Annotated in this window: 24 protein-coding genes; 14 read left to right on the top strand and 10 right to left on the bottom strand. The window is 47.9% G+C overall.

Annotated elements, in window-relative coordinates; translation table 11 throughout:
* Positions 1–30 precede the first annotated feature (30 nt).
* From NBH07_RS05210 to NBH07_RS05200, 3 genes are read right to left on the bottom strand one after another with little or no spacing between them, the layout of a single operon-like run.
* Entirely contained in the window at positions 31–951 is a 921-nt protein-coding gene (locus NBH07_RS05210) for a hypothetical protein (protein ID WP_250833480.1), read from the bottom strand.
* Positions 948–2,261 carry a hypothetical protein gene (locus NBH07_RS05205; protein ID WP_008778577.1) on the bottom strand — a complete coding sequence of 438 codons (1,314 nt, stop codon included), beginning with the start codon at positions 2,259–2,261 and terminating at the stop codon, positions 948–950. Before NBH07_RS05205 ends, NBH07_RS05210 begins: the two co-directional genes overlap by 4 nt.
* A 4-nt stretch (positions 2,262–2,265) precedes the next feature.
* The gene (locus NBH07_RS05200; protein ID WP_502921453.1) at positions 2,266–2,805 is read right to left on the bottom strand and encodes a DUF3575 domain-containing protein; all 540 of its coding nucleotides are present in this window, start codon (positions 2,803–2,805) and stop codon (positions 2,266–2,268) included.
* 441 nt (positions 2,806–3,246) lie between these two features.
* Between NBH07_RS05200 and NBH07_RS05195 the strand changes: the two genes are divergently transcribed.
* The gene (locus tag NBH07_RS05195; RefSeq protein ID WP_227211392.1) at positions 3,247–4,038 is read left to right on the top strand and encodes a helix-turn-helix transcriptional regulator; all 792 of its coding nucleotides are present in this window, start codon (positions 3,247–3,249) and stop codon (positions 4,036–4,038) included.
* A 306-nt stretch (positions 4,039–4,344) separates the two neighbouring features.
* Here the strand turns inward: NBH07_RS05195 and NBH07_RS05190 are convergent, their stop codons facing one another.
* A complete protein-coding gene (locus NBH07_RS05190; protein WP_008778580.1) occupies positions 4,345–5,298 on the bottom strand; it encodes a tyrosine-type recombinase/integrase in 954 nt (317 codons plus the stop codon).
* Positions 5,299–5,969: 671 nt separating this feature from the next.
* Between NBH07_RS05190 and NBH07_RS05185 the strand changes: the two genes are divergently transcribed.
* From NBH07_RS05185 to NBH07_RS05145, 9 genes are all read left to right on the top strand, one after another.
* On the top strand, positions 5,970–7,805 hold the full coding sequence (locus NBH07_RS05185) for a DUF3945 domain-containing protein (RefSeq protein WP_122141071.1): 1,836 nt from the start codon (positions 5,970–5,972) through the stop codon (positions 7,803–7,805).
* Between the two features lie 54 nt (positions 7,806–7,859).
* Positions 7,860–8,135 (top strand): DUF4099 domain-containing protein, encoded by a 276-nt coding sequence (locus NBH07_RS05180; RefSeq protein WP_008778582.1) that lies wholly within the window; start codon positions 7,860–7,862, stop codon positions 8,133–8,135.
* Positions 8,136–8,206: 71 nt separating this feature from the next.
* On the top strand, positions 8,207–9,967 hold the full coding sequence (locus NBH07_RS05175; RefSeq protein WP_250833479.1) for a DNA topoisomerase: 1,761 nt from the start codon (positions 8,207–8,209) through the stop codon (positions 9,965–9,967).
* 311 nt (positions 9,968–10,278) lie between these two features.
* Positions 10,279–10,491: a hypothetical protein gene (locus NBH07_RS05170; RefSeq protein WP_177796420.1), complete on the top strand. Its 213-nt coding sequence runs from the start codon at positions 10,279–10,281 to the stop codon at positions 10,489–10,491.
* Positions 10,492–10,740: 249 nt separating this feature from the next.
* A complete protein-coding gene (locus NBH07_RS05165; RefSeq protein WP_216945495.1) occupies positions 10,741–11,811 on the top strand; it encodes a PRTRC system protein E in 1,071 nt (356 codons plus the stop codon).
* Between the two features lie 19 nt (positions 11,812–11,830).
* The gene (locus tag NBH07_RS05160; RefSeq protein ID WP_005828787.1) at positions 11,831–12,052 is read left to right on the top strand and encodes a PRTRC system protein C; all 222 of its coding nucleotides are present in this window, start codon (positions 11,831–11,833) and stop codon (positions 12,050–12,052) included.
* A 42-nt stretch (positions 12,053–12,094) separates the two neighbouring features.
* Positions 12,095–13,222, top strand: coding sequence for a hypothetical protein (locus NBH07_RS05155; RefSeq protein ID WP_216945496.1), 1,128 nt, complete (start codon positions 12,095–12,097; stop codon positions 13,220–13,222).
* A gap of 31 nt (positions 13,223–13,253) precedes the next feature.
* Complete coding sequence (locus tag NBH07_RS05150; protein WP_216945497.1) at positions 13,254–13,955, top strand: prokaryotic E2 ligase family D protein; 702 nt, start codon at positions 13,254–13,256, stop codon at positions 13,953–13,955.
* A complete protein-coding gene (locus NBH07_RS05145; RefSeq protein WP_216945498.1) occupies positions 13,952–14,743 on the top strand; it encodes a PRTRC system ThiF family protein in 792 nt (263 codons plus the stop codon). The genes NBH07_RS05150 and NBH07_RS05145 overlap by 4 nt, the downstream gene beginning before the upstream one ends.
* A 22-nt stretch (positions 14,744–14,765) precedes the next feature.
* Here the strand turns inward: NBH07_RS05145 and NBH07_RS05140 are convergent, their stop codons facing one another.
* Together NBH07_RS05140 and NBH07_RS05135 are read right to left on the bottom strand one after the other, a co-directional pair.
* Positions 14,766–15,488, bottom strand: coding sequence for an NYN domain-containing protein (locus NBH07_RS05140; protein WP_216945499.1), 723 nt, complete (start codon positions 15,486–15,488; stop codon positions 14,766–14,768).
* 56 nt (positions 15,489–15,544) lie between these two features.
* The gene (locus NBH07_RS05135) at positions 15,545–15,838 is read right to left on the bottom strand and encodes a helix-turn-helix domain-containing protein (protein ID WP_005864565.1); all 294 of its coding nucleotides are present in this window, start codon (positions 15,836–15,838) and stop codon (positions 15,545–15,547) included.
* A 408-nt stretch (positions 15,839–16,246) separates the two neighbouring features.
* Here NBH07_RS05135 and NBH07_RS05130 point away from each other — a divergent pair, with 408 nt between their 5' ends.
* Positions 16,247–16,546, top strand: a complete 300-nt coding sequence (locus NBH07_RS05130) for a helix-turn-helix domain-containing protein (RefSeq protein WP_216945500.1) — start codon at positions 16,247–16,249, stop codon at positions 16,544–16,546.
* Positions 16,543–16,845, top strand: coding sequence for a helix-turn-helix domain-containing protein (locus NBH07_RS05125; protein ID WP_005828804.1), 303 nt, complete (start codon positions 16,543–16,545; stop codon positions 16,843–16,845). Before NBH07_RS05130 ends, NBH07_RS05125 begins: the two co-directional genes overlap by 4 nt.
* A 280-nt stretch (positions 16,846–17,125) precedes the next feature.
* Here the strand turns inward: NBH07_RS05125 and NBH07_RS05120 are convergent, their stop codons facing one another.
* Complete coding sequence (locus NBH07_RS05120) at positions 17,126–18,424, bottom strand: ATP-binding protein (protein ID WP_250833478.1); 1,299 nt, start codon at positions 18,422–18,424, stop codon at positions 17,126–17,128.
* Positions 18,425–18,840: 416 nt separating this feature from the next.
* On the opposite strand from NBH07_RS05120, the gene NBH07_RS05115 reads away from it, so the two are divergent.
* Positions 18,841–19,620 (top strand): DUF4121 family protein, encoded by a 780-nt coding sequence (locus NBH07_RS05115; protein ID WP_250833477.1) that lies wholly within the window; start codon positions 18,841–18,843, stop codon positions 19,618–19,620.
* A 91-nt stretch (positions 19,621–19,711) separates the two neighbouring features.
* Here the strand turns inward: NBH07_RS05115 and NBH07_RS05110 are convergent, their stop codons facing one another.
* The 3 genes from NBH07_RS05110 to NBH07_RS05100 all read right to left on the bottom strand — a co-directional run bounded on the left by NBH07_RS05110 (position 19,712) and on the right by NBH07_RS05100 (position 21,670).
* On the bottom strand, positions 19,712–20,575 hold the full coding sequence (locus tag NBH07_RS05110; protein WP_057088957.1) for a DUF8464 domain-containing protein: 864 nt from the start codon (positions 20,573–20,575) through the stop codon (positions 19,712–19,714).
* 136 nt (positions 20,576–20,711) lie between these two features.
* Entirely contained in the window at positions 20,712–21,002 is a 291-nt protein-coding gene (locus NBH07_RS05105) for a tyrosine-type recombinase/integrase (RefSeq protein ID WP_250833476.1), read from the bottom strand.
* Positions 20,990–21,670 carry a tyrosine-type recombinase/integrase gene (locus tag NBH07_RS05100; protein WP_250833475.1) on the bottom strand — a complete coding sequence of 227 codons (681 nt, stop codon included), beginning with the start codon at positions 21,668–21,670 and terminating at the stop codon, positions 20,990–20,992. Before NBH07_RS05100 ends, NBH07_RS05105 begins: the two co-directional genes overlap by 13 nt.
* Positions 21,671–21,941: 271 nt before the next feature.
* Here NBH07_RS05100 and NBH07_RS05095 point away from each other — a divergent pair, with 271 nt between their 5' ends.
* Positions 21,942–23,264, top strand: a complete 1,323-nt coding sequence (locus NBH07_RS05095; protein WP_216945512.1) for an AAA family ATPase — start codon at positions 21,942–21,944, stop codon at positions 23,262–23,264.
* The last annotated feature ends 57 nt before the right edge of the window (positions 23,265–23,321 follow it).

The following is a 23,321-nucleotide window of genomic DNA, read 5'->3' as shown; positions in this document are numbered from 1 at the left end:
GTTAAACTTCGGTTTTATCTATAAATAACGTTATTCCACATCCATGATATGCAGGGTCTCCCAGTTGTCGTTTATCAAGATGAAGATCTTGAAACGGCAGCAGCAGGGGTCGTACTCGTAGCGCAAGATGGTCAGCTCGTTGCGGCTCATCGTCACGCAGACCGGCTCCGGGGCGATCCAGTTGCCGCCCTCCGAGGGCCTGTCGCCCACGTGGTAGCGCAGATCAACCTGCGACGCGCCCCGTTTCCGGGAGGGGGCCAACAGGCTCTTCGCCACCATGGCCGGCTCCTCGCGCTCCCAGCTACGGTCGAAGGCCAACGTCGTCGGCTCGCGATAGCCCCCCTCGGCACTGAAACGGCTCATGATATCCGATACCTTCCACTCGCTGAAGGCATACGCCTCGGGCATCCTCTCGGTAGCCAGGATCAACTTGCCCTTCAAGCGCCTCATGCCGCACGAGAAACGCTCGCTATCCAAGGCATATACCAGCGTATCGCGGGTGAAATAGGCGTCGCTACCCTCCGCGCCGCCGGGATGCAGCCCCAGCGAAGCGAGATCGCTGTCGAAAGCCGCGGTATCGCCCAGGTTGCCCCAGGCTGTCAGCACGTAAGAGCCGTAGGGAAGGTCGGCCGGTAGGGGCACCTCCACGCTTCCCGCGTCGCCTTCCACGGGTGACAGCGCGCGCTCGGCCACGACACGGCCCGTCTCCAAATCGCTCACCCGATAGGCCAAGTCCGACACATACTCCCTGAAGGGAAGATCCTCCGGACGCTCCTCCTCGTAACCCAGGCGAGCCGCCGCCGCGCTGTTGACATAATTCTTATCCGCCACCTCCAGCGAGAGACGCAACGGCGGACAAGGCTCCAGCTCGTTGCGGATGCAGCCGCACAGCAGCGCCATAGCCAATCCACCCAACAGGGTTATTCCATGCAAATGTTTTCTTTCCATCATTTTACGCCTCCTTTCCGGCTGTTCGTCATCTGCCATTCATGCTCGAGCACGGCCAAGTTGTTCTTCCCGACCTCCGAAGCCGGATAATAAGCAAGCAACTTACGGTACGCCTCGATCTTTTCGGCCAACGAAGGCATCAGTTCCGCCACGCGAAAAAACTCCTCCTCGCTGAACGCGTCCGGCCGGGTGGCATACATCCGCAACAGTTCCTCGTCGGAAGTGAAACTCTTCAGCGTGTAGGTGTAACGGTACTCCACCTTGCGGTCGCGTTGCAGATAGTTCGTGCGGATACGTTCCCAGCAGGACAGACGACGGATCTCGCGCTCCTGCACATCATCGTTGTTGCCGTCGGCGGGATAACGCTCCAGGATAGCCTCCACATCGGCTGCATCCGGGTCACCGGCTTGCCGCATGGCTTCCAACACCGGCTCCCAACCTTCGGGACGGACATCGGCAAGGATACGCTCCTTCATCTCCGGGGCTATCGCCATCCTGTCTTGCAGCCAGCGACCGGCGGCCACCGCCCGTTGGTACGCAAGGTTCGTGTTGAACCCGAACGGGCCATCGGCAGATGCCATCCCGATGATGTGTATGGAGTGTACGCTCGCCAACGAATCTTCCAAAATCGGGCGTAACGTCTTCGCCATTTTCTCCAGTTCCGCCCGGTTGTCACCCAGCGAGCCGTCTATGTCCGAACGATTGATGGTAAACTGCAAGACGGCGATCCCTTTTCCCTCCATCACTTTCGGGCGCTTCGCCAGCGTGGGGCGGATCCATTGGAGCGAGAAGGTATCCACAGGCTCCGATTGCCGAAGCTTAGCCACAAACAAGGTATCTATAATTCCGCATGACGCACATCCCTCGACGGAGACCAACGCGTCTATATAGGCATCATCCCAGCCTTCAGGAACCGCGACCCGCGTCTCGTAAGGTATCTCCATCAACTCAGACCAACGGTCGGCACGGACAACCTGCCCGGGCAGGGAGTCAACATACCCTTCCAGCACCTTTTTCCTATATATTTTCTTCGCATAAACCGGCGCGTCAACGGCTACCGGCTCATACATATCCGCCACCTTGCCATCGGGTGCCACCAAACGGGGCGTAATAAGCAAACGTCCCCTTTTCGACAAATAATCCACCGGCACCTGAAACTTCATTTTCACCGTTCCCTTGCTTGAGGGATCAAGCATCACCTCACCCAACCTCGGAGACACGGAGACACCAACGGGTGTCTTGACCGGCGAGCAACTCCCGAATATCCCCAAGGAAAAAAGAGCGACCAACAATTTTTGTGAATGAAATCTCATACCGTTAGAATATATAAATCAATGACAGGGCAGCTTTGGTAGGCCCGAAATAGTTCTTATGTTTGTCTTCTCCGCACTTCTCGCAATAGACGCGGGGGCTCTCCTCATACCACAGGCGGGCATAGCCGATACCGATGGCGGCCTCCAGGTTCCAATGCGGCGAGAGAATCCAGTCGTACCCGTAAGTGAAACCTCCTCCGGCCAGATAGCCATCGTAGCGTTTCTTCTTGAATCCCCCGAAGTACTGCGCCCCATGCAAGTGCATACCGACAAAGTGCCCCTCGGACTTCTCGCAGAACCAATATTTCAACTCAGGTTGTACCAGCCAGAAACGCATCTTCTTGTCGTCCTTGAATGTCCAAGGATTGTAGGATCCGGACAGTTCCAGCGTATATCTCGGGCTAAGAGCTACTTCCAATCCTAGATTCGGCGTAGTGGTCGTCCACATCAAGGTATTGGTCTTCAATGCCACGTCTTGCGACTTGGCTGTTTGCGCAACCCACAAAACCAATAGAAAAAATAATAAAACCTTATATCTCATCATTTATTATTTGTTTTTTGTCCGCCTTCCGGCACATGACACTCTTTCGCTATCAGGCGACTGACATATCGGCAGTGGCATACAGAACAACGCTTCTTCGTTCTTACGAAATGCGGCCTCCCGCCGTATCTGTGCATACTTCTCTGTTTCCAGTTACCCTTTCTGAGCCTTCCTTCTAGCCATACACACAAAAACTTAAAAGTTCTTCCTCTTACAAAGAGGAGGAACTTTTGTTGAAAAACGAACTTTGTTATTGATATATAGTGTATTATAATAATACGCTCATCAGTTCCAATGATAAAAAAGCGATCCCTGTTCTATTTTTTAGGTAATAATTATAATTAAAGAAAAACAATGAAATCGAGACGGAACATATCCAATGATCTGAAGTATACAAAAGAGCACTTTGTCTGTGAAAATTATATTTCTGATGAACGATCCATCTTGGAGCCTATAGAGGTAAAGGGCGGCGAATATCTGATACGGGAAGAAGTGGAACGTTTCACGCTTGGATTTATTCTTTCCGGGGAGATGGATATATCGACTGCCGGATCTGTATGCCAACGGGTGGGTGAAAAACAGATGTTTCTCATAGCTGCCGGTGACAATTTTCATGGAAGAGCGATTACGGATATCTCCCTGATGCGTTGTTCGTTCACTAGAGATATGTCCTTATGCAATCGTTTCTCCATTGAACAGTTACAAAAATATATCCCGCTAGGTTTCCAACAAGAAAAATGCGGGATTACCTTACTTCCCATCCATGAATTGTTATTCAAGGAACTTGAAGTGACACGGGAGATCATGCGAACAGGAATGTCATGCATTCATTATCAGCGCATCAAAAAAGAGATGTTATTTATTGAATTGCGCGGATTTTATCAGAAAGAGGATTTGGCTAGATTCTTCGCGCCAATCCTGGGCACGGATAATGATTTCAAGGAAAATGTATTACGAATATATCCACAGGTAGAAACCGCTCAGGAATTGATTGACAGGTTAAATATGTCTCCTAGTGCATTCAAACGAAAATTCCGGGAGACTTTCGGTATATCGGCTCGCCAATGGCTAATTCGTAAAAAAGAACAAAAATTAATCAGGGACATTTTGATGACCAATATATCCATAGCAGAACTCGCTGAAAAATACAAATTTACGGCCAACTATATGACCACGTTTTGTCGGAAACGTTTTGGCAAATCACCGACAGAGCTGCGCTTGGAACACAAGAAGTAAACCTTTTTATAGCCTATACACTATAGTACTGTCTCTTTATTATATGTAGAGGGACAAGATTTTCATGTATCTTCACATCCATCACTACCACTCATCTTATCATGGTCTATTTTTGTAGTTTTAAGGACTACTTTTGTTGCTGCCTATATTTCAATTATATCTACTTTTGCGGTCGAAATAAAAGTTCTTTATAAAACGTTCCCCCTCTTTGTAAGAGGAAGCACTTTTATTCGAGACAAAAATATAATTTCCCAACGAATTACTCAAATCAGAAATCCTCAAATATCCAATTTTCATGGCTTCCCATCAGGGGATACGCTTTCTGAACAGCGAGGTTATCACCCGTTGATTGGCCATGGCAACCATACCGATATCCAACGAGGCTAGGTAGATAGTTGTCACCCCTACGTGACTATGCCCCATCGCCTCGCTGATTACCGTATCACTTGTCCCGCATTGTCGGGCAAGCGAGGCCCAAGTATGGCGGGCCACGTACGATGTTAACGGCTCGTCCAGTTCCAACAAGGAGGAAAGGCTGTCCAGACGCTTGTTATAGACACGCAAGGCACTCGAATACTCCCGTTCTGTCTTTTTTTCCGGATCATACAGGATAGGGAACAAATAGGGGCAGCCCGGATCGGATACCATGTACCGATCTATGATAATCTGCGCCTGCGGGTGTATCTTGACCCTCAACTGACGATTGGTTTTCCTGCGCTGGTAAGTGATACATCCGTTCCTTACTTGTTCCTTTTTGAGATAAGCCATGTCAATAAAGGGCATTCCCTGCATATAGATACTGAACAAAAACAGGTCTCGGGCAAATCCGAGCATCTCCTTGTCAATAAGGGAGAGAATCGCCAGACGTTTGACAACCCCGCCGTCAACGGCTCGCTTGCGAGTTTTTTCCTGCCCGGTGAACGATTTGCGGAAAGGACGCTTGTCCATCTGTATGATCTCCTCGTCTAACGCATAATTGTAAACGGCCCGGAGTTCCCTGTTGTACAGCGAAATGGTATTCATCCTCAGTCCCTCGCCGATTAAATATGATTGGAAATCCTTCATCTGTCCGACAGTCAGATCTTCAATAGCGATGTCCTGATCCCCCCTGAACCGTTTGAAATGCTTAAAGGCGCAAATGTAATTACTCGCCGTCTTCTTCTTGTCCAGCCTTTCGAAATACAAGATTCTTTGTTCAATAAGGTTGAAAAAGCTTAACTTCTTCTCTTTTCTTTGTTGTTTTCCTTTTTTTCTCTCCATACTTTACGTTTTTAATTTAACCAAACATTATATAATACCGTCAACAGCGAGAACGGTAATTCTTTGATTACATAAAATAGGATATTTTCTGGAAATTTCATGGAGAGCAGACGGATACCAGTGAGTTCCCTATAATCAAAGATAAATCAAAACCGTATTGTCACGGGCGTTCCGGCTTCGCTTTCCATGAGTATTTTCCTTGCGACAGGTCGCGGAAAATACACATGGAAACAAACGCCCGGACAAAGGTTTTGATTTCGGGAAGGATTATAGGGACTCACTGCGACCGACGCGACGCATGACCGTGTCATTGATGAAAAAAGGAGGGCCTCCTTTATATCCCTAATAAATCCGGCAGGAAGTACGGGATATATGGGCAGACCTGGCAATGTCTTATGAAAAAACACCGCCCCATGAGAAGACAGGGACTTCAGCTCCCTCTGCTCTGCATAATCCTCCCTTTGCGCCCGTGCCGGCTTTTTCGCCCTTCCCCTCTGCATACCATATCCTTGTTTTCACGGCATGTTTCTCTCACGGAAAACCAGTCTTTCGGACATTTGATGACATCTGATGACACCTGATGACACCTTTTTGAAAATCAGTATTTTATTCGGATTTAGCCCATATTTTTGAAGTGTCAAAGCAATTTATTAACCCCAAAAAGAAAAGGTATGGCACAAGAAAAGAGCCCGAACGAAAAGCCTAGACGGCCCCGGAAACCGAAGGTCATGAACGATGACCCTTTGGTGGAACAGATCACCGAGCTGATGATGATTCATAACAAGAGCGATCCGAAAGCCGGTGTACAAGTGGTCAGCGAGATCGACAAGGACGGGAAGGTCAAGACGGTTCCAGCGGACGAGAAGAATGAAAACTCATTCCTGAAATTCGACAAGAACTCGAGCATACTCGAAAACTTCATCAAGAATTTCTGGAGCCAGTTCAAGGAACCGACCCATTTCCGCCTGCTCCGCATGACCTTCCACGACTACAAGGTGAACAAGCAAGCGATCAAGGACCTGGCGGAAGGGAAAAAGACGGACGTGGTGAAGGAGTTCCTCAAACGCTACGAGATCCGTCCGAGAGAGAACAAAGAGGAACAAAACATGAATAAACAAGAGACAGCCATGGCAAAAAAAGAAACGCAACCGCAGGAACCCCTGCAACAGAGTGAGGTACAACAAGCATCCCAGCAACAACAGCAACCGCAGGTACAGCAGGTGCCACAAGAGCCGCAAGGCCCGCGCTATCGTTACAATGAGAACATGATCGACTGGGAGGGATTGGACAAGATCGGTATCTCAAAGGCGACACTCGAACAGCAAGGACTTCTTGACTCCATGCTGAGAGGTTACAAGACCAACAAGCTGGTGCCGCTGACACTTAACATTCCCGGCGTGCTGACAGCCAAACTGGATGCGAGGCTCTCGCTCATACCGCAAGAGAACGGGCAGGTGGGGCTGGCCGTTCACGGTATACGCAAGGAACCGCAACTGGAACGCCCTTATTTCGGGTTTAACTTTAGCGAGGAAGACAAGAAGAACCTGCGTGAGACCGGCAACATGGGACGTGCGGTGGAACTCAACCTGCGTGGCAGCGAGTACACCCCCTGCCTGATCTCCATCGACAAAAACACCAACGAGCTGGTCGCCGTCCGGCAGGAACATGTCTACATCCCGCAGGAAGTGAGCGGGGTAAGACTTACGGACGAGGAGATCAGACTGCTGAAGGAGGGACAACCCGTCAAGGTGGAGGGGATGATCTCCAAGGCGGGGAAGGAGTTTGACGCCACGCTTCAATACAGTGCCGAGCGCAGGGGGTTGGAGTTCATCTTCCCGAAGAACCAGGTATTCAACGAGAAGTCCATCGGGGGCGTGCCACTCTCGCCCACCCAGATAAAGATGCTCAGCGAGGGACATACCATCCTGGTCGAGGACATGAAGTTCAAGAACAGGGACGGAGCTTTCTCCGCGTTTGTCACGATAGACCAGACGACGGGACGGCCGAATTACACCCGTCATAATCCGGAAACCGGAGAAATCTATATTCCAAAGGAAATTTGCAACGTGCAGCTAACAGCCGAGGACAAGGAGGTCCTGCGCAAGGGGCAGGCCGTCTATCTGGAAAACATGATCAACCGTAAGGGAGAGGAATTCTCCGCATTTGTCAAGCTGGACATGAATACCGGCAGGACGATGTACTCACGCACGCCGGATGGGTTCAACGAGCAGCAGGCACCACGTATCCCGGCGGAGGTTTACGGCCATGTATTCACGGCGCAGGAAAAGGCGAACCTCCAGGACGGGAAGACCCTCCTGGTCGAAGGACTGAAAAACAACGGGCAAACGTTCAGTTCCTACCTGAAAGTGAATCCTTATTCCGGGCAGTTGCAGTATTTCCAGGAGAACCCGGATATCCGCAGGGACACTTCCCGTCAGGCGGCACAGACGGATACCGCCCAAGGCCAGCAGCAGGAACAAAAGAAAGGGGCAAAACAAGCGGTATAACCCCGATCAGAGAGAGACAAAATCAGTTTTACAAACATCAAATCCCCAAACCGTATGAATACGAATCGGAACATCCCTTATAATTATAATGTAAAAGATATTGATTGGCCCGGTCTGAAGGCCGTGGGTATTAGCAAGGAGCAACTGGAAGCGGACGGCAACCTTGACCTGTTGTTGCAAGGCAAGGAATCAGAAATCATCCCGTTGAAACTCTGTACCCCGGTAATCAGCCTGACCATGGACGCCACATTCAAACTGGTACCCGGTGACAACAACAAGCCAATCATGGAAATCAACGGCATCCGTCAGGAGGAATCTCCAAAGAAATAACAAAAAAACAAAATAAGTTCAACCTGTCCCCGTACCGCCCAATCCGGTACGGGGCATCAAAAAAGAAGAATATGATCGCAATAGTGACTGACAGGCCCAACGTGGGCAGAGAGATAGCAAGAGTGTTAGGAGCCGACAGAAAGGAGAACGGCTATATGACCGGGAACGGTTACATGGTGACATGGACATATGGCAACATGCTTTCCCTGGCAATGCCGAAGGATTCAGGGACAGCCCGTGTGGAGTGGAAAGACTTTCCCCTGTTGCCGCCTTCCTTCCTGACAGTAAGGCACGTGAAGACGGATACCGGATGGAATCCCGACATCAACGCACTCCTCCAATTGAAGATAATAGCCAAGGTACTCAACGCGTGTGACACCATCATCGCAGCAACCGACGCTTCCCGGGAAGGAGAGATGCTGTTCCGCCATCTTTACGGTTTTCTGGGATGCAAACAACCCTGCCTCCGCCTCTGGATCTCGTCTCTGACGGACGAGGCCATCACGGAAGGTATGGCGAACCTCCTTCCATGTGACCGGTTCGACAACCTGTTCCTGGCGGCGGACAGCCGTAACCGGGCGGACTGGCTCCTAGGGGTCAATTCAAGCTATGCCATCTGTAAGGCGGTAGGCTTCGGGAACAATTCGCTGGGCAGGGTACAGACACCCGTACTGGCGGAGATATGCAGACGGTACCGGGAGAGGGAGAATTTCCTGCCAGCCGACAGCTGGCCGGTATTCGTCAGCCTCTGCAAGGACCGACAAATCATAAAACTGCGCCACACGGAAGATTTTCAGGAGTACCGGTACGCGTCAGAACTGTACGGTGACTGCAAGGCGGTACGGAACGCACGTATCGCGGCGGTCAGCCGCAAGAGCGAGGACATCCGGGCACCGGCTCCCTACAATCTGACCGAACTTCAGAAGGACGCGAACCGCTACCACAACCTGACAGCCATACAGGTACAGGATATCACCCAAGGCCTGTACGAAAAGAAACTGATCTCCTATCCGCGTACCGCCAGCCGCCTGCTGACAAGGGACGTATATGACACGTTGCCCAATGTTATGGAAAAGATTCTTTCCCGCAAGGAATTCTGCCAATACGCCAAAATGACGGACTTTGCCGCGCCGCCAAGCGACATCAGCGCACAGGAGACAACAGATCACCACGCGATCATTGTCACCGGCATGCCCCCCGGAACATTGAACAAGGAGGAACAACTGGTCTATACGCTCATTCTCGGCAGGACACTCGAAGCCTTCATACCATCCTGCCAGGTGGAATATACGACCATTGACGTAGTATGTGCCGCACGGAAGTTCAGCGTCCAAACGTACCGCGTCCTGAAAAAGGGGTGGCTCAGCATCTTCGGGCGGGAACATCTTATCGCAAGGGGGGGGATGCCCTGTTCCGCACTTCCGGATTTCTCCCCGGGAGAGCTGGTACCGGTAAGCGGATGCAATATCGTCCGCAAGAGAACACTTCCGGTATCCCCCTATACGGATGAGGAGCTAGTCGGCTATATGGACCGGAGCGGATTAGGAACCGTCTCCACGCGTACCAATATCATCCGCACACTGCTGGAGCGTAAATATATCCGCTATTCAGGCAAATATGTCATCCCCACCCCAAAAGGGCTTTTCTTCTATGAAACTGTACGTGGAATGAAAGTGGCCGACACCTCCCTCACTTCCGGATGGGAAGCGGAACTGGCACGGATAGAACAGGGAAAACTCACGCAAGAGGAGTTCCTGGGAGGGGTACTGGAACAGGTGAAGGAGGTGACCGGTGAGATATTCCGGATCTATCAGGCTAAAAACAACCCGTAGGATATTACGCCACCGGCACGGGACGATTCTCAAAAGAGCAGGGAGTACAGGCTTTCAATGCCGTACTCCTTTTTTCATGGGAGATTGGATAGTTTTTCCGCTTTTAACCGGCAAAGGTCTTGGATTGCCTCGTTTTCGCCGCAAGGCGGCCCCCTTTGGGGGCTTGGTTGGTCAAAAGAAAATCATCCTCGCTACGCTGCGGTATTTTCTTTTGCCAAGCCTTGCGCAAAAAGGCAATCCAAGGGCCGGAGGCCTATAAAATCGGGAAAACATATCCCGATGGGATTATTCATTCTTAAAAATTTAAAGATATGAAACTGCAACTCATCGAAAACATCTGCAAGCGAGTGGTCTCACTGGTCCTACTTACGGGAATATGCCTGCTCTACAGCAAGGGAATCATTCCCGTGTACCTGATCGTCCTGTTCCTTTTATCGGGAACAATCATAGGATTCTTCTTCAGGGCATTCCTCCTTGTGATAAAAGTCATCCTTATCCTGTCCGTCATGGGCATGCTTGTATAACTCCTAAAATACAAAAAACATGAGAACCGCGACATCCACCCCCTCAGCCCCGGTCATGCCGGTCGCATAGCCCGTCACAAAGCGCATAAAACCTGTCAAAAAACGGTTCCCCTGCATATTGGACGAACCGAAAACAATAGGCCACTACCTGGAGCCATTAAAGGACATCGCATCCAATCCCGACAGGCAGAGACTACTGAAAGAGTTTTTCCAAGAGACTTATGTATAACTTATTAATATTTTACCATTATGTTTTTTCAAACGATCAACCGAATGATTACGGCAGGCACAGACCTAAGTATCAACATCAGACAAGTGAATGACAAACTGACCGTGGCCGTCATGCCCCGGCGTGCGGGACTGAAAGACGAGGCCGGGGAACAAATCGTCCCGCTGGTATTGAACGGTACCCCGGAAGAGCTGGACATGGAATTCCTGGGAGCGATCACCGCACCCGTACAGAAGGCGCAGGGCATCCTTACCAACCTGGAAACATTCGAGAAACAAGCGGAACAGGCCGTATCACAAAGCAAGGCGGCCAAGTCCGTAGCTGAGAAGGAATCAAAAGAGGTACGCGAGAGACGGGAGAAGATGGAAAAGCTGCTTAAAAAGGCGGAGGACGCCACAGGCGGCAAACGCTATTCCGAGGCGTTGACCTGGCTCAGACAGGCAAAACGGCTGGCCATGCCGGACAAGCAGAAGGAGATTGACGTGAAGATAGCGGAGGTACAGAAAAAAGCGTCCGAGGGCAGTCTCTTCGGAGCGGAACCGGTAATGTCGGAACCACAGCCCGCGCAGGTTATCCAACCGGTGGCGCCGCAATCGGTACCCGGTCATGCCCCCCGATATCAGGGAGGGGAACAGATACGGATGTTCGCACCCGAACAACCGTCCCGCCAATCTCCCCACCAGATTCCGCAGTCGGTACAAGGCACGCGACCACAACAGGTTCCACATGGACAGGCGGCTTCACGACCAGGAGCGGATGGTACACCGGCCGGCTGTCAGCAGCCCGTGAACCGACCGCAGACCATACAATTCCACCAACCGGTACAGATGCCGCAATCACAGGTATACGACGGTCAATGGCTGCAACCCGTCCCTTCGCAACCGCAAACGACTTCCACGCAAACCGTTCCCGATAACAAAGGGGATAGCGAATACGGGGCACGAGCGCAGGACATGGAACAGTACGGCTTCGACAAGGATGACGAGCATGACAGGGAGCTCCTGCGTGAGGACCCTTACGCGGAATATCTCGACTTCCCGGAGGAATACCGCATGAAAGACGAGGCACAAATGGAAATGATATGTTGTTAAACCCTATAAAAGTACAATTATGGCACTAGAAATTAAAGGATTGCAGAGAGTTTTCAAAATCAGGAAAGGCTCGTCGGAAATAGAGCTGGCCGATCCGGACAACAGCCTGTCCCCGAACGAGGTGATGGATTTCTATTCCATGACCTATCCGGAACTGACCACGGCGAGCGTACACGGTCCGGAATGCGAGGATGACAGCGTGGTCTACCGGTTCAAGACGACCATCGGAACAAAAGGGTAGATATATGGCAAAGAGAATTTCCATCAAAAAAAAGGAGGATACATGCAAAACGCTATCAGAATCACAAATGGCGGGACTGGCCGTATTGATCATCAGAGCCGCCGACCTCTCGTACATCGGACGGGGTACGATGGGCCGGGAAAAAAGAAGACTGCCGCCACCGGGGAGCGTAATGCTTTTTTGACAGGCAGATTCCTCCCCATCGCGGCGGACTATCTGGTGGAGGACGAAATGGGAGGGACATGCGTCAACCTGACCACGTCCGAAAACTTTGACTATCTATACCGGTCCGCCCTGCGATATGCAGATCTCATGAATGTCAGGCTTCCTTTCCGCACGAGGAAAGGGAGCGGTCCCCGCATCAACATCACCGTCTTGTACAAGGCCCTGGACGAGACCTTGCCGGAACATGTCAATCTGGAGGAAAGGGCCGGGAGGCTCCATTTCTGCCTGTACAGGTTCCATGACTGGCCGGACCATACCCTGTTCTGGCTACCCGTCGATTTCACGGAGAACCTTCCTGTATCGTTACGGCGTATCGTCCGGGAATTCATACGGCAGTTCGTACGTTACCACGGGTTGAACGCCGTCACGGAAACATGGTATTATGAGCTGGCGGTGGAGGAACTGGATGACTGGAAGAACCGCGATCCCGAGGCTTCCCCTCAGACAATCCGTAAATACAAACGCCTGGCGGAATCCTACCAATCCGGGAAAATCGCAAAAACACTTAAACGAATGGAAGGGAAACCGTTCTGTACCGATCTGGAAGAAAAGGTCCGGAAATACCGGGCGGCAGTGAAGGAGGAACGGAAGCTTTTGGAACTGATACGGGAAGGGATGGGACTGATTACCCCAGGAAATCCGTGCATCATGCAATACGGTTACGACTGGGCGTATGAAAGATCACCGGATTTCCCCCCGATCGACCTGGACTGTCAGATCATGCTGGCATATTCCAACAATGACGCCCTCACGGAGAACATGGAATGCTATTTCAACTCGGACTACCGGGAGACGTATGCCATCACCCCGGTCACAAGCATGTACCTGACACCTGAGACGGACAGACTGTTCCGGATGGACGACTATCCGGAGAGACTGTCCGGATGGATGGAACGGTTCACGCAATGCATAAACAGGCATTTTAAAGTGCCCGTTTCCCTATAAATCAAGAAACGAAAACAAAAAAATACAGGATATGAACGAACTTACCAAGCAACTGCAAGAGATAATGGTGCCCAAAGCGGCGCTGATCGCCTATGAGTACCAGGAAGGTCACTACGCAAGCGGAAGTCACTACCTGGAACTACGCCCTATCAACAAAAAGGGAAGAATGGAAGCCGGCATTCCGGTTACATATGAATTCATGGACTCCCTGGTGGAATCCTATTCGGACGGGAACCGGCGTATCCCGCACGGGTTGCTGCCACCCAACATGCTGTGGTGCGATACCCGCAGGGGGCATGAAAGCTATGTGTGGTATAATCTGCCGGGAAAACGACGGATGTTTTTCAAGAACGACCTGAACATCGGGGATGGAATGTTCCACGTGCCGGGAGTCATTTATATCATTAAAAATGAAAGGATGGACATCTTCGCCTACAAGGGGAAAAAACCGGACGGGAGGACACCGCTCTATCTGGCCCCTTTTTTTAACGTGACCGGTGGAAGCGTATGCCTGGGAAACTCCACACTGGAGAAACCGGAGAGCCTGGATTTTCATACCCTGTTGGAATATTGGGAGAAACGTTTCTGGCTCAGTGAATTTTCCCATCTTGGAGGAGGGAAGAACCCGACAAGAAACAATCTGGTCCTGGTTACTGAGCGGATGCGTGAACAGCCGTTCGACAACGACGAACTCCAACCGATCAACAAACGATTGAAAGACATCCTGCCATGAGAAAGATCCATTTCACAGACAAGAACCTGCTCAGTCCCTATCACCCCGTAACCGTCCTGGTAGCCGGGGCGGGTGGAACCGGATCGCAGGTAATAACCAGCCTGGCACGCATGAGCGTGGCATTACAGGCTCTGGGACATCCGGGGCTACACCTGACGGCTTTCGACCCCGACACTGTCACGGAAGCAAACATCGGTCGCCAGCTGTTCAGCGAGACGGAACTGGGGTTGAACAAGGCGACGGCGCTTGTCACCCGCGTCAACCGTTTTTTCGGTTACACGTGGGAGGCCAGGGAATGCCGCTATCCGATCATAACCAAAGAAGGGGATAAAAACGTCCCGCTGGCGAACATCATCATCACCTGTACGGACAACACCCGTTCCCGGCTCGATCTGTGGCGGTTCCTGAAGAAATACAGGGAATATAAAAATAACGATGAGAAAGCGCCGATATACTGGATGGATTTCGGGAACGCCCAAACCACCGGGCAAGTCCTGGTAGGCAATATCCGGAGCAAAATAAGCCAGCCCGCATCCAGCGAATACCTTCCCATGCCCAGGATGAATGTCATCACCGAGGAGGTCAGCTACTCCACCATCCGTGAGGAGGACTCAGGCCCGAGTTGCTCACTCACGGAGGCGTTACGCAAGCAGGATCTGTTCATCAACTCCATGCTGGCACAAATCGGTTGCGACATCCTCTGGCGCATGTTCAGAGAAGGGAGGACATTCTACCGGGGGGCCTATCTCAACCTTGACACGCTACGGGTAAATCCCATTTCGGTATAAACGGACGTGGATTTATTCCCGGTCATTCCTGCCGTACGGTCCGACCTTTCATCCGTACGGCACTCGCCACTCCCTTTTCCGTCATGACCAGCTCGTACCGTTCCAACCTTTCATAGAGCTTGCCCAATGTCTTGCATCCGTATCTCTTGACCTTGAATTTGGGCATCATTTTCTTCAACGAGCTGCCTATCAGGGAAAGGGAGACCTCCTCCTTGCCGTCAGCCGCCTGCTGGAAAGCCTTGTCAAAAAACTCCATATCCCTTCGGATAAAAAAATCCGGAGTGTTCTCCAAGGTCTTGTTTTCCTTACGGTCGGCATACAGGAATACGGAACAGGAACGTATCAGCGATACGGGAGTCTTGCCCTCCCCATATCCCAGTACCTTCAATCCCGCCTCCCGTATCCGTTGCGCCAACGGGGTGTAGTCACCGTCACTGGCGACCAGACAGAAACAGTCCACCCGGCCATCACGGAGAATGTCCATGGCGTCTATGACCAACGCGATATCCGTAGTGTTCTTTCCTGAAGCATAGGAGGAGGCCTGCACCAACCTGAACCCATATTCCCGGGCGGTCTCCTTCCATCCGGAAAGAGCTTTCCTCGTCCAGTCACCGTATATCCGTCTGATAACGGCATCCCCATAACGGGAAACAAAGCCCATGATATCCTCCATCCTCTCAAAGGACACGTTGTCACCGTCAATCAGAACCGCAATGAGATATTTTGAATTGGTATTTGTCTTCATAACAACCGTTTATAAGACAAAGTTAGCATAACTTCCGCATATCCACATTGCCCCGTTCAGTTTTTCTTTCCCCGTTTCTGCAAAAAATCCTGTATATCCGAACTCCTGTAGAAATTCTTGCCGTTCTCATCCGTCTGGTAATAACGGATCAGTCCTTTTTCCCGGTAACGGGCCACGGTCCGAAGCGACACGTTGAGCAGCCTGGCTATGTCATAGTTGTCCAGAAGCTCGTCACCGTTCAAGAACTCCTTCACACGGCCCATCCTATCCAGTTTCTTCTCTATGCGGTCAAATCCTTCCACTATGGTCATTATCATTTTCTCGAGCACTTCATTATCTATATACATCATGGCATGTATCTCCTGTATTTTTTAAAGGTTACTACTGAAATACCCCCGGTGCGCACTATAAGAGTATATACCATTTTATTATGAAAAATGTATGCCATACCTCCTTTATGTCTTTTAAGCAGCATTATAACATATTGATAATTAGACATAAATTATATTTTTCTTCCTTTTCGAATGTAACAGGTGTAAACAGGTAAAGTGTAAAACTGTAAAATACGGATTGTAAACTTTACATATTACCGGCCATCCGCTACCGCCATGCCTTATCTTTCCGAGGAACAGGCTAAAAATATCATAAACCAATGTATATCTGACATCTGATGACATCTGATGACGTTTGCGGACACCTTTTTGGATATGAGTCTCCCTCTCCATACTTTCGTATCAAATCGAAAAAAGGAAAGACTTATGGAATTTGTGTGTATCGAGGCCAAGACATTCATGGAAATGAACGAGGCCCTGGAAGCCATCGCCAGAAGAGTACATGAGACATGCGGAGGAAGCACGCAGGGCATGGATGAGTGGATCGACAACCAGGAGGCATGTACGCTTATGGATGTCTCGCCAAGAAAAATGTTACAACTCCGGAGAAGCGGGTCCATCCCCTACAGTTACATAGACCGTAAAGTATATTACAAACGGCAGGATATCATCCGCTTTATGGAGGCGGAAATTCATCGGGTGACACCTCTAAATCGAATGATATGATCCAATCCATGCTGACCAAGGAAAGTCCGGAAATCATACGCTTTTTCCGGAATATTGAGAGCCTGTCCGAAATACTGGACACACAGGCGGAAAAGATGCGGCCGGTTCTGAACGGCGAACGTTATATGACCGACAGCGAGCTGGCCGGACACCTGAAACTGACACGGAGGACACTGGCCGAGTACAGGATAACAGGTAAACTGCCTTATTACAAAGTGGGAGGCAAATTATTGTACAAGGAAAAGGATATCCTCGTGCTGTTGGAAAGAAACAGGATGGAGGCTTTTGATTATAGATGATCCTGTCTGTGGCCACTAGTGTCATATTCCTATTTCTTACCCGCAAAGGCCACCTTTTGCCCCGGTTGCGCAAGGCGGTCCTTTGGACCGGTTGCAGAAAAATCATCCTCACTTCGAGAGGGCACTGAAAAATAAGAACTTTTTCAGATCCCTTTCGATTGAGTCCTAAAAAATGAGTTCGCCAAATCCGAGAATAGGGATTTGGCGAGCTTTTTGTTTTTATACACCCATGACTTCCAAAGTTCTTCATATGTGTATCTCATATCCATGAAAGTGCCATTTATCCAAAGAACTTCGTAATGGCAAATAACGGAATATTCTCCATCCATTCCTGATCTTGATACCCCATCATGGAGACGCGCAGTCCTTTCAACTGATAATCGGGATGATTTTTAATATATTCCGACATGGAACGCGCACGTACATTCTCTTCGGCTTTCACTTCCACCGGTATCACGCGATGCTCCGTCTGTACCACAAAGTCAATCTCCGCAGGTGTTTTGTCACTGCTCCAATAATAGGGCGAAAAGCCTTGGGCCACTAATTGCTGCAAGACAAACTGTTCGGTAAAAGCGCCCTTGAACTCCTTGAATACATTATCTCCTACCAGCATCTGGCTGGCGGGCGCCTCGGTCATACAACCTAAAAGACCGCAATCAAGCAGGAATAATTTGAAGGCACCCAGATCTTCGTAAAATTTGACAGGCATCTGCAGTTCTTTTATCCGGCTGACTTTATGTACCAGACCTGCATCCATCAGCCACTGAATGGCGAGTTCATATTCCGTAGCTCTGGCTCCTTTCTTCAACACATTATAGATGAATTTCTTGTTCTCCTTGGCCAACTGCGAAGGCAAGGATTGCAGCACTTGTCCGATACGTATACTTTCAGTAGGTGTCGTATGCTTGGAGATGTCCCGCCGATAAGCATCAAGGATTTCAGTCTGTTTGTCACGTACTTCCTGCAAGTTTTGATGCTGAAAGAAACAATCCACCACTTCAGGCATGCCACCTACATAGTAGTATTGGCGAAGTAAAGCAATATATTTTAAACTGAGAATCTTTAAAATTTCCCAATCGGGCTGATGCAACAAATCGCACAAATCAGTTTCACCGGCAGCCATCAGAAATTCTTCAAAATCCATCGGATATAGACGCATTACATTTACCTTACCCACCGGAAAGGACTGACCTTTCCCCAAAGTAATTCCCAACAAGGAGCCAGCCGCCATCACATGATATTCAGGCGCATTTTCCTGAAAATATTTCAAGCTATGCAATCCCCGTTCCACCTCCTGCAACTCATCGAATACAATCAACGTTTTTCCTGCTTCAATCTTCGTTCCTGTGATAGCCTGAAGTGTCAGCAAAATACGGGGGATGTTATAGTCGGCTGCAAATAACTCCTTGGCCAGTGGCTCGACATCACAGTTGATGTAGGCTACATTCTCAAACTCAGTCAGACCAAAATGTTTCATCACCCAAGTTTTACCAACCTGACGAGCACCCAACAGTATCAAAGGTTTTCTCGCAGGATTATCTTTCCAAAGTTTCAACTGTTGTATAATCTTCCGTTTCATCGATTCCTTTAAAATAAGAATTATTCACTTGTTTCTTGCAAAGATACATTTTTTCGAGGATATAAACCAATATATAACACACTTTTTCGATGATAATCCGAAGGGAATATTACATTTTTCATAGGATAGCAAAGAATTTTTGATCGATATATCAGGTTAGCGGGTTAAAGTTTTTCCACCTTGGAATCAAGCAATGTTCCGCATTTCTATTTCTTACCTGCAAAACTAGCCTTTTGCCCCTGATCGTGCAAGGCGGTCCTTCGGACTGGTTGGCTGAAAAAATCATCCTCGCTTCGCTGCGGTATTTTTTCGCCAAGCCTTGCACAATCAGGGCAAAAGACAAACGGATGCATGTAAGAAAAGAAATACCGGCTTTACCAAAGCCGGGCATGTTTAACCATAAAATAAAAAAGATCATGATTCAAACAAAAAACAAGTATTGCAAGGAAACATTCATCCGTCTGAACTACTGGTATGACCGGATACACGGGCTTGTCCGGGAAGACATAGAGAAAGTGAACACAATGGTGGAACGCATCGAAAAAACACGTTCCAACCGATATCCCCGTACAGGTGACAGCCTGTTCTTTATTTCTGGATACGGTGAACGTTCCCGGCCGTTCTTCGTAGATGCCGTGTATGGAGATAACATTGTGCTCCGGAATTTCTCCCGTGTCCCATTCGTGTCCCGGGATAAGAAGGGCATCAAATGCGATATGCATGGCGGCGAGTGCATGCTGGTAAAAACCGGTGATGTAAGGTTCAAGACTTGGACTACCGGCCGTTTCAAGCACTGGGGACATTACGGGGCATGTGAAAACGGGGAAGTTTACTACGATGCGAAAGTAGCCCTGTGGGAATGTGGCGCACCTGAACAGCCGAAAAGTCAGGAATGGTTCAAAATCCATATCCGCAAAAACACCCGGTCGGGCGGGGATATGTACACCGGAGAAATATCCTGTAAGGATGAGGATGGACTCAAGCAGTTTGTCAATGACCATGAAGGTTTCATATTCGCAGAAGAGGATTCCAAGGAGATGGTCATACTATGTTTCAGGCATTCCGACATGAGGATTTCCCCGGAAGAGTGGGAAAAGATGAACTGTCCGGTATCCGTGCGTGAAATATACGGACAGATGCAGAAAGTAAAGATTGTAAAAGACCATAAAACACATCTGACCACATTCTACTATTAACACAGTATCGCCACATTAAAAATCACCCTGCATCCTGCCACATGCGGCAGGATGGAAATAAGGATATATCATTAAACAGTCTTTTCAATTATTATATATGGAGCTGATTGTTTTTCCCGCGCAGATATTCATTCAGGTCCTTATATCCGGAATATTCATGCGAGAGATCGCATATACGAATTCCGTATTTGTCCTTTAATGCCTGCACCGCATTTTTTCCGGCGGTATCATTGTCCAGACAGCAACAGATGCCGTCATATCGTGAAAGGAAAGAAAAAGCCTTCTGTAAGTTACTGACAGAATTCAACACTATATAATCCCCCTCTTCCAAAGATGGAAAAGCCGGCCTGAAAGACAGAAAATCTATAAACCCCTCAAAAATATAGCAAATCCTGCTCTCCGGCGTGCTAATGATACAGGTGATGTCCTTGGGAGCGATACAAGCCTTGAAATACCTGTTCCGTATCTCGTACCCTCCAGAAATATTAGGGAAAGCGATGGCAAAATAATTCTTCCCGTTCCGTTTAAAATAGGCTTCCCTGCATACTTTTCGGGCAGTTTCCAAATCAATGCACCGTTCCTTCAGATAGGCAAGCAGTATCCGGTTGGCAAGAGGAGTGATTTTCAAGTCCTGAAAGGTGGGATATGCCTTTTCAAATGGACAGGAAAGAATAACCGGTTTCAAAGCCGCTCTTTTATCCTCAATACATCGTAACACATGGCTTATGTCCTGCGTCCGATAAATCTCCTTGGCTAACGTTATAATGTCACCACCCTTTCCCAGTCCGAAGTCATACCACACTTCCTTATGAAGGTCAACCTTAAAGGAAGCCTCCTTTTCCGTCCTGAAGGGCGATTTGTACCATACACTGTTTCCACGCTGTATTACCGGTTCATGTCCGAATCCGGCTAAAAAATCAACAAGCCTGATATTCTTTGCTTCTTGTATGTTCATAACGTCTCATTTATATGGATTTGGGCAAAGAACCGCTTTATATCTGAAACATGAAAAGCAATGGCATCAGATGGCATCAAAAGTCATCAGATGACACCCCGTTTTATTAATCAAGGCATGGACATGGCAATAGATATCACTCCTCCATTTCCATCTTCTTACGTGGATGCTTGGAGGATAAAATTTTCTTTTGTTTATTCATGTTGACATGGGTATATATCTGCGTGGTGGTTATACTGCTATGCCCCAACAAATTCTGGATGTATTTGATATCCACATCCTCTTCCAGCAACAATGTGGCAAAAGTGTGGCGGAAAGTACGCGGAGTGATTTTTTTCCCAATCCCTGTTTCTTCCCGGCATCGCTTGATTAACAGCCTGACGGATTGTGAGGACAGCCTGTTTCCTAACCTATTTATAAAAAACATTCGGAAGGAGCAAACAGATGTTGATATTGCCTGAGTATTTTTAACACCTCCACCGAACAAATCTGTATGATCCGTTCCTTGCTGCCTTTTCCAAAAACTTTAATAGTTGCCTGCTTTAAGTCAACGGCATCACATGACAACTCGCACAATTCGGAAACGCGTATACCGGTGGCAAATAAAAGTTCTACAACCGCAATATCCCTTGTCTGTGCCTTATAGGCATAATCGCCCGTATCAGGATTATCCGCCCTTAATTTGTAAAGATATTTAAGTATCTCTTTCACCTCATTGCACGTCATTATCATCGGAAGAACATAAGGCTCTTTAAAGTGAATACTCAATTTTCTGAAAGGGTTCAGAAAGTCATCGTGCTCAAAATCATAGTAGTTAAACAGAGCCTTCAGGGATGCCAGTTTTCTCTTCACCGTTTTAGGCTTGTAAGTCGATATATGTTGCAGGTACGTTTTCAGCATATCTTTTGACACCTGCTCAAATACAACCGAAGGATACAACTCATGAATATACCTTTTAAACATATACAAGTCAGAACGATAAGCATAAATTGTCTTTTCATTCAAGTTCTTTTCATATTGACAATGGAAAAGAAAATCTGAAATAACCTGGTCTACAGCTGTCTTCCGGCAATAACTCATATCCGATTTCATCATAATTTTATGGATTATAGTTTTTCCTGCGAAGAAACTACATTTCAAATTCAATTACCTATAAATGAATATCAGAAACCAAGTAAACCAACATCAATATTTAGACAATGATACGTAAAGCTATGTTGAAGAAGTGTAATGAAATCTGAAACATAAAGCTCTTAAACTTGATTCTCTGATGGTTATCACCTCACGAAGATTACATTATTGAATCCTTTGTTTTCTAATTTTTTATCTCTATATTTGCAATAGTACTCCAAAAACATGAAATTTTATGTTGTATCAAAAACTCTCTATAGACAATTTCTTGTGTTTCGACCATTTCGATATACAGTTTGCACCTAGTGTGTCCATTATTATCGGACGCAATGGTGCTGGAAAGACCACACTCATTAGAGCTATGGTTTACTCGCTTTATTTTATGTTTACGAATGACCGTTCAATGGGGGATGACTTCTTGTCGGCAGGAAATCCTGATTTAAAAATGAAATCCATCAAATATGATGAATTTCATAGAAGAAAAGATTCAGAGGATGTAACTGCTGATGCCAATTTTCATGGACAAATAACTTTTCAAGGAGAAAATATAGAATGGGATATGTATCGCCGTTCAACTAGTGGATCTTCACTTAATCCATCACGCTATAGGCCTGCTTATCAACATCTGATGCAATTGTATAGGAAATACGATGAATTGCCATTACTCGCATATTTTTCGGATTCTTTTCCGCATACACTCACAAATATATCCTCCTTTGCCAAGCAACAAATGGCTGCAAATGGAAAAACATTACGCAACTTTGGCTATTACCAATGGGATAATGAAACAGCATGTGTGGAAATATGGCAACGACGACTATTAAATTCAATGGCTAAACTAAAACAGCTAGATGATGATACAGACACATTCACACGTAATGAAGTTGCATTTGTTACTAAAAAGTTGACGCAGTTTTCTCTAGTACTTAATCGTGATATATGCGATACTACTTTTGAGATAGATCGCCTTTTCTATTTATTTGATGAAGAACAAAAACCAGAACTGTGGCTTCGTTTAAAATCAGAAAAGGAAATCAAATTTGACAGACTTCCAGCCGGATATAAACGGTTATATTCCATTGTCTTAGATCTGGCATACCGGGCTTATTTGTTAAACAGGCGAGTAGATGTAGAACCTACAGGATTAGTTATGATAGACGAAATTGATTTGCACTTACACCCTTCGTTAGAAACAGAAATTGTAAAACGGTTTACACAGACATTCCCAAAATTACAATTCATAATGACTTCCCACTCTCCATTAATAGTAAGCAACTTGTCAGCGGACGAGAAACAAAATAAAATATTCAGACTTGTAGCTGGAGAGAAGCAACCGCATGAATTGCCAGACCTTTTTGGTATTGATTACGATGATGTATTACTGGATTGGATGGGAGGAGCTCCTAGAAACGAGGAGATGGAATTTCTACAAATGGCAATAAAAAGAGCTATGCAAATGGAAAATACACAACTACTCAACATGAGACGCAAGGAATTAGAAAAAATGTTGGGAGAAAAAAAAGCATTGCAATTAATCAATAAATGGAAGGAAGAATAACCTCGCATCATTAGATATATGTTTTGGATTGATAAGCATAATAAAGGAAGGCGGCGT

Origin of the sequence: Parabacteroides sp. B2-S-102 (assembly GCF_023656665.1) — a bacterium.
GTDB classification, from domain to species: Bacteria; Bacteroidota; Bacteroidia; order Bacteroidales; family Tannerellaceae; genus Parabacteroides; species Parabacteroides distasonis.
Note: the sequence above shows the minus strand (reverse complement) of the source record. Positions and strands in the feature narration are given on the sequence as shown.

Excerpts from the sequence above, each read along its gene's own strand:
- NBH07_RS05210 (WP_250833480.1), bottom strand. The coding sequence starts at position 951 with ATGATGGAAAGAAAACATTTGCATGGAATAACCCTGTTGGGTGGATTG.
- NBH07_RS05205 (WP_008778577.1), bottom strand. The coding sequence starts at position 2,261 with ATGAGATTTCATTCACAAAAATTGTTGGTCGCTCTTTTTTCCTTGGGG.
- NBH07_RS05200 (WP_502921453.1), bottom strand. The coding sequence starts at position 2,805 with ATGATGAGATATAAGGTTTTATTATTTTTTCTATTGGTTTTGTGGGTT.
- NBH07_RS05190 (WP_008778580.1), bottom strand. The coding sequence starts at position 5,298 with ATGGAGAGAAAAAAAGGAAAACAACAAAGAAAAGAGAAGAAGTTAAGC.
- NBH07_RS05185 (WP_122141071.1), top strand. The coding sequence starts at position 5,970 with ATGGCACAAGAAAAGAGCCCGAACGAAAAGCCTAGACGGCCCCGGAAA.
- NBH07_RS05180 (WP_008778582.1), top strand. The coding sequence starts at position 7,860 with ATGAATACGAATCGGAACATCCCTTATAATTATAATGTAAAAGATATT.
- NBH07_RS05175 (WP_250833479.1), top strand. The coding sequence starts at position 8,207 with ATGATCGCAATAGTGACTGACAGGCCCAACGTGGGCAGAGAGATAGCA.
- NBH07_RS05170 (WP_177796420.1), top strand. The coding sequence starts at position 10,279 with ATGAAACTGCAACTCATCGAAAACATCTGCAAGCGAGTGGTCTCACTG.
- NBH07_RS05165 (WP_216945495.1), top strand. The coding sequence starts at position 10,741 with ATGTTTTTTCAAACGATCAACCGAATGATTACGGCAGGCACAGACCTA.
- NBH07_RS05160 (WP_005828787.1), top strand. The coding sequence starts at position 11,831 with ATGGCACTAGAAATTAAAGGATTGCAGAGAGTTTTCAAAATCAGGAAA.
- NBH07_RS05155 (WP_216945496.1), top strand. The coding sequence starts at position 12,095 with ATGCAAAACGCTATCAGAATCACAAATGGCGGGACTGGCCGTATTGAT.
- NBH07_RS05150 (WP_216945497.1), top strand. The coding sequence starts at position 13,254 with ATGAACGAACTTACCAAGCAACTGCAAGAGATAATGGTGCCCAAAGCG.
- NBH07_RS05145 (WP_216945498.1), top strand. The coding sequence starts at position 13,952 with ATGAGAAAGATCCATTTCACAGACAAGAACCTGCTCAGTCCCTATCAC.
- NBH07_RS05140 (WP_216945499.1), bottom strand. The coding sequence starts at position 15,488 with ATGAAGACAAATACCAATTCAAAATATCTCATTGCGGTTCTGATTGAC.
- NBH07_RS05135 (WP_005864565.1), bottom strand. The coding sequence starts at position 15,838 with ATGATGTATATAGATAATGAAGTGCTCGAGAAAATGATAATGACCATA.
- NBH07_RS05130 (WP_216945500.1), top strand. The coding sequence starts at position 16,247 with ATGGAATTTGTGTGTATCGAGGCCAAGACATTCATGGAAATGAACGAG.
- NBH07_RS05125 (WP_005828804.1), top strand. The coding sequence starts at position 16,543 with ATGATCCAATCCATGCTGACCAAGGAAAGTCCGGAAATCATACGCTTT.
- NBH07_RS05120 (WP_250833478.1), bottom strand. The coding sequence starts at position 18,424 with ATGAAACGGAAGATTATACAACAGTTGAAACTTTGGAAAGATAATCCT.
- NBH07_RS05115 (WP_250833477.1), top strand. The coding sequence starts at position 18,841 with ATGATTCAAACAAAAAACAAGTATTGCAAGGAAACATTCATCCGTCTG.
- NBH07_RS05110 (WP_057088957.1), bottom strand. The coding sequence starts at position 20,575 with ATGAACATACAAGAAGCAAAGAATATCAGGCTTGTTGATTTTTTAGCC.
- NBH07_RS05105 (WP_250833476.1), bottom strand. The coding sequence starts at position 21,002 with ATGTTTTTTATAAATAGGTTAGGAAACAGGCTGTCCTCACAATCCGTC.
- NBH07_RS05100 (WP_250833475.1), bottom strand. The coding sequence starts at position 21,670 with ATGATGAAATCGGATATGAGTTATTGCCGGAAGACAGCTGTAGACCAG.
- NBH07_RS05095 (WP_216945512.1), top strand. The coding sequence starts at position 21,942 with ATGTTGTATCAAAAACTCTCTATAGACAATTTCTTGTGTTTCGACCAT.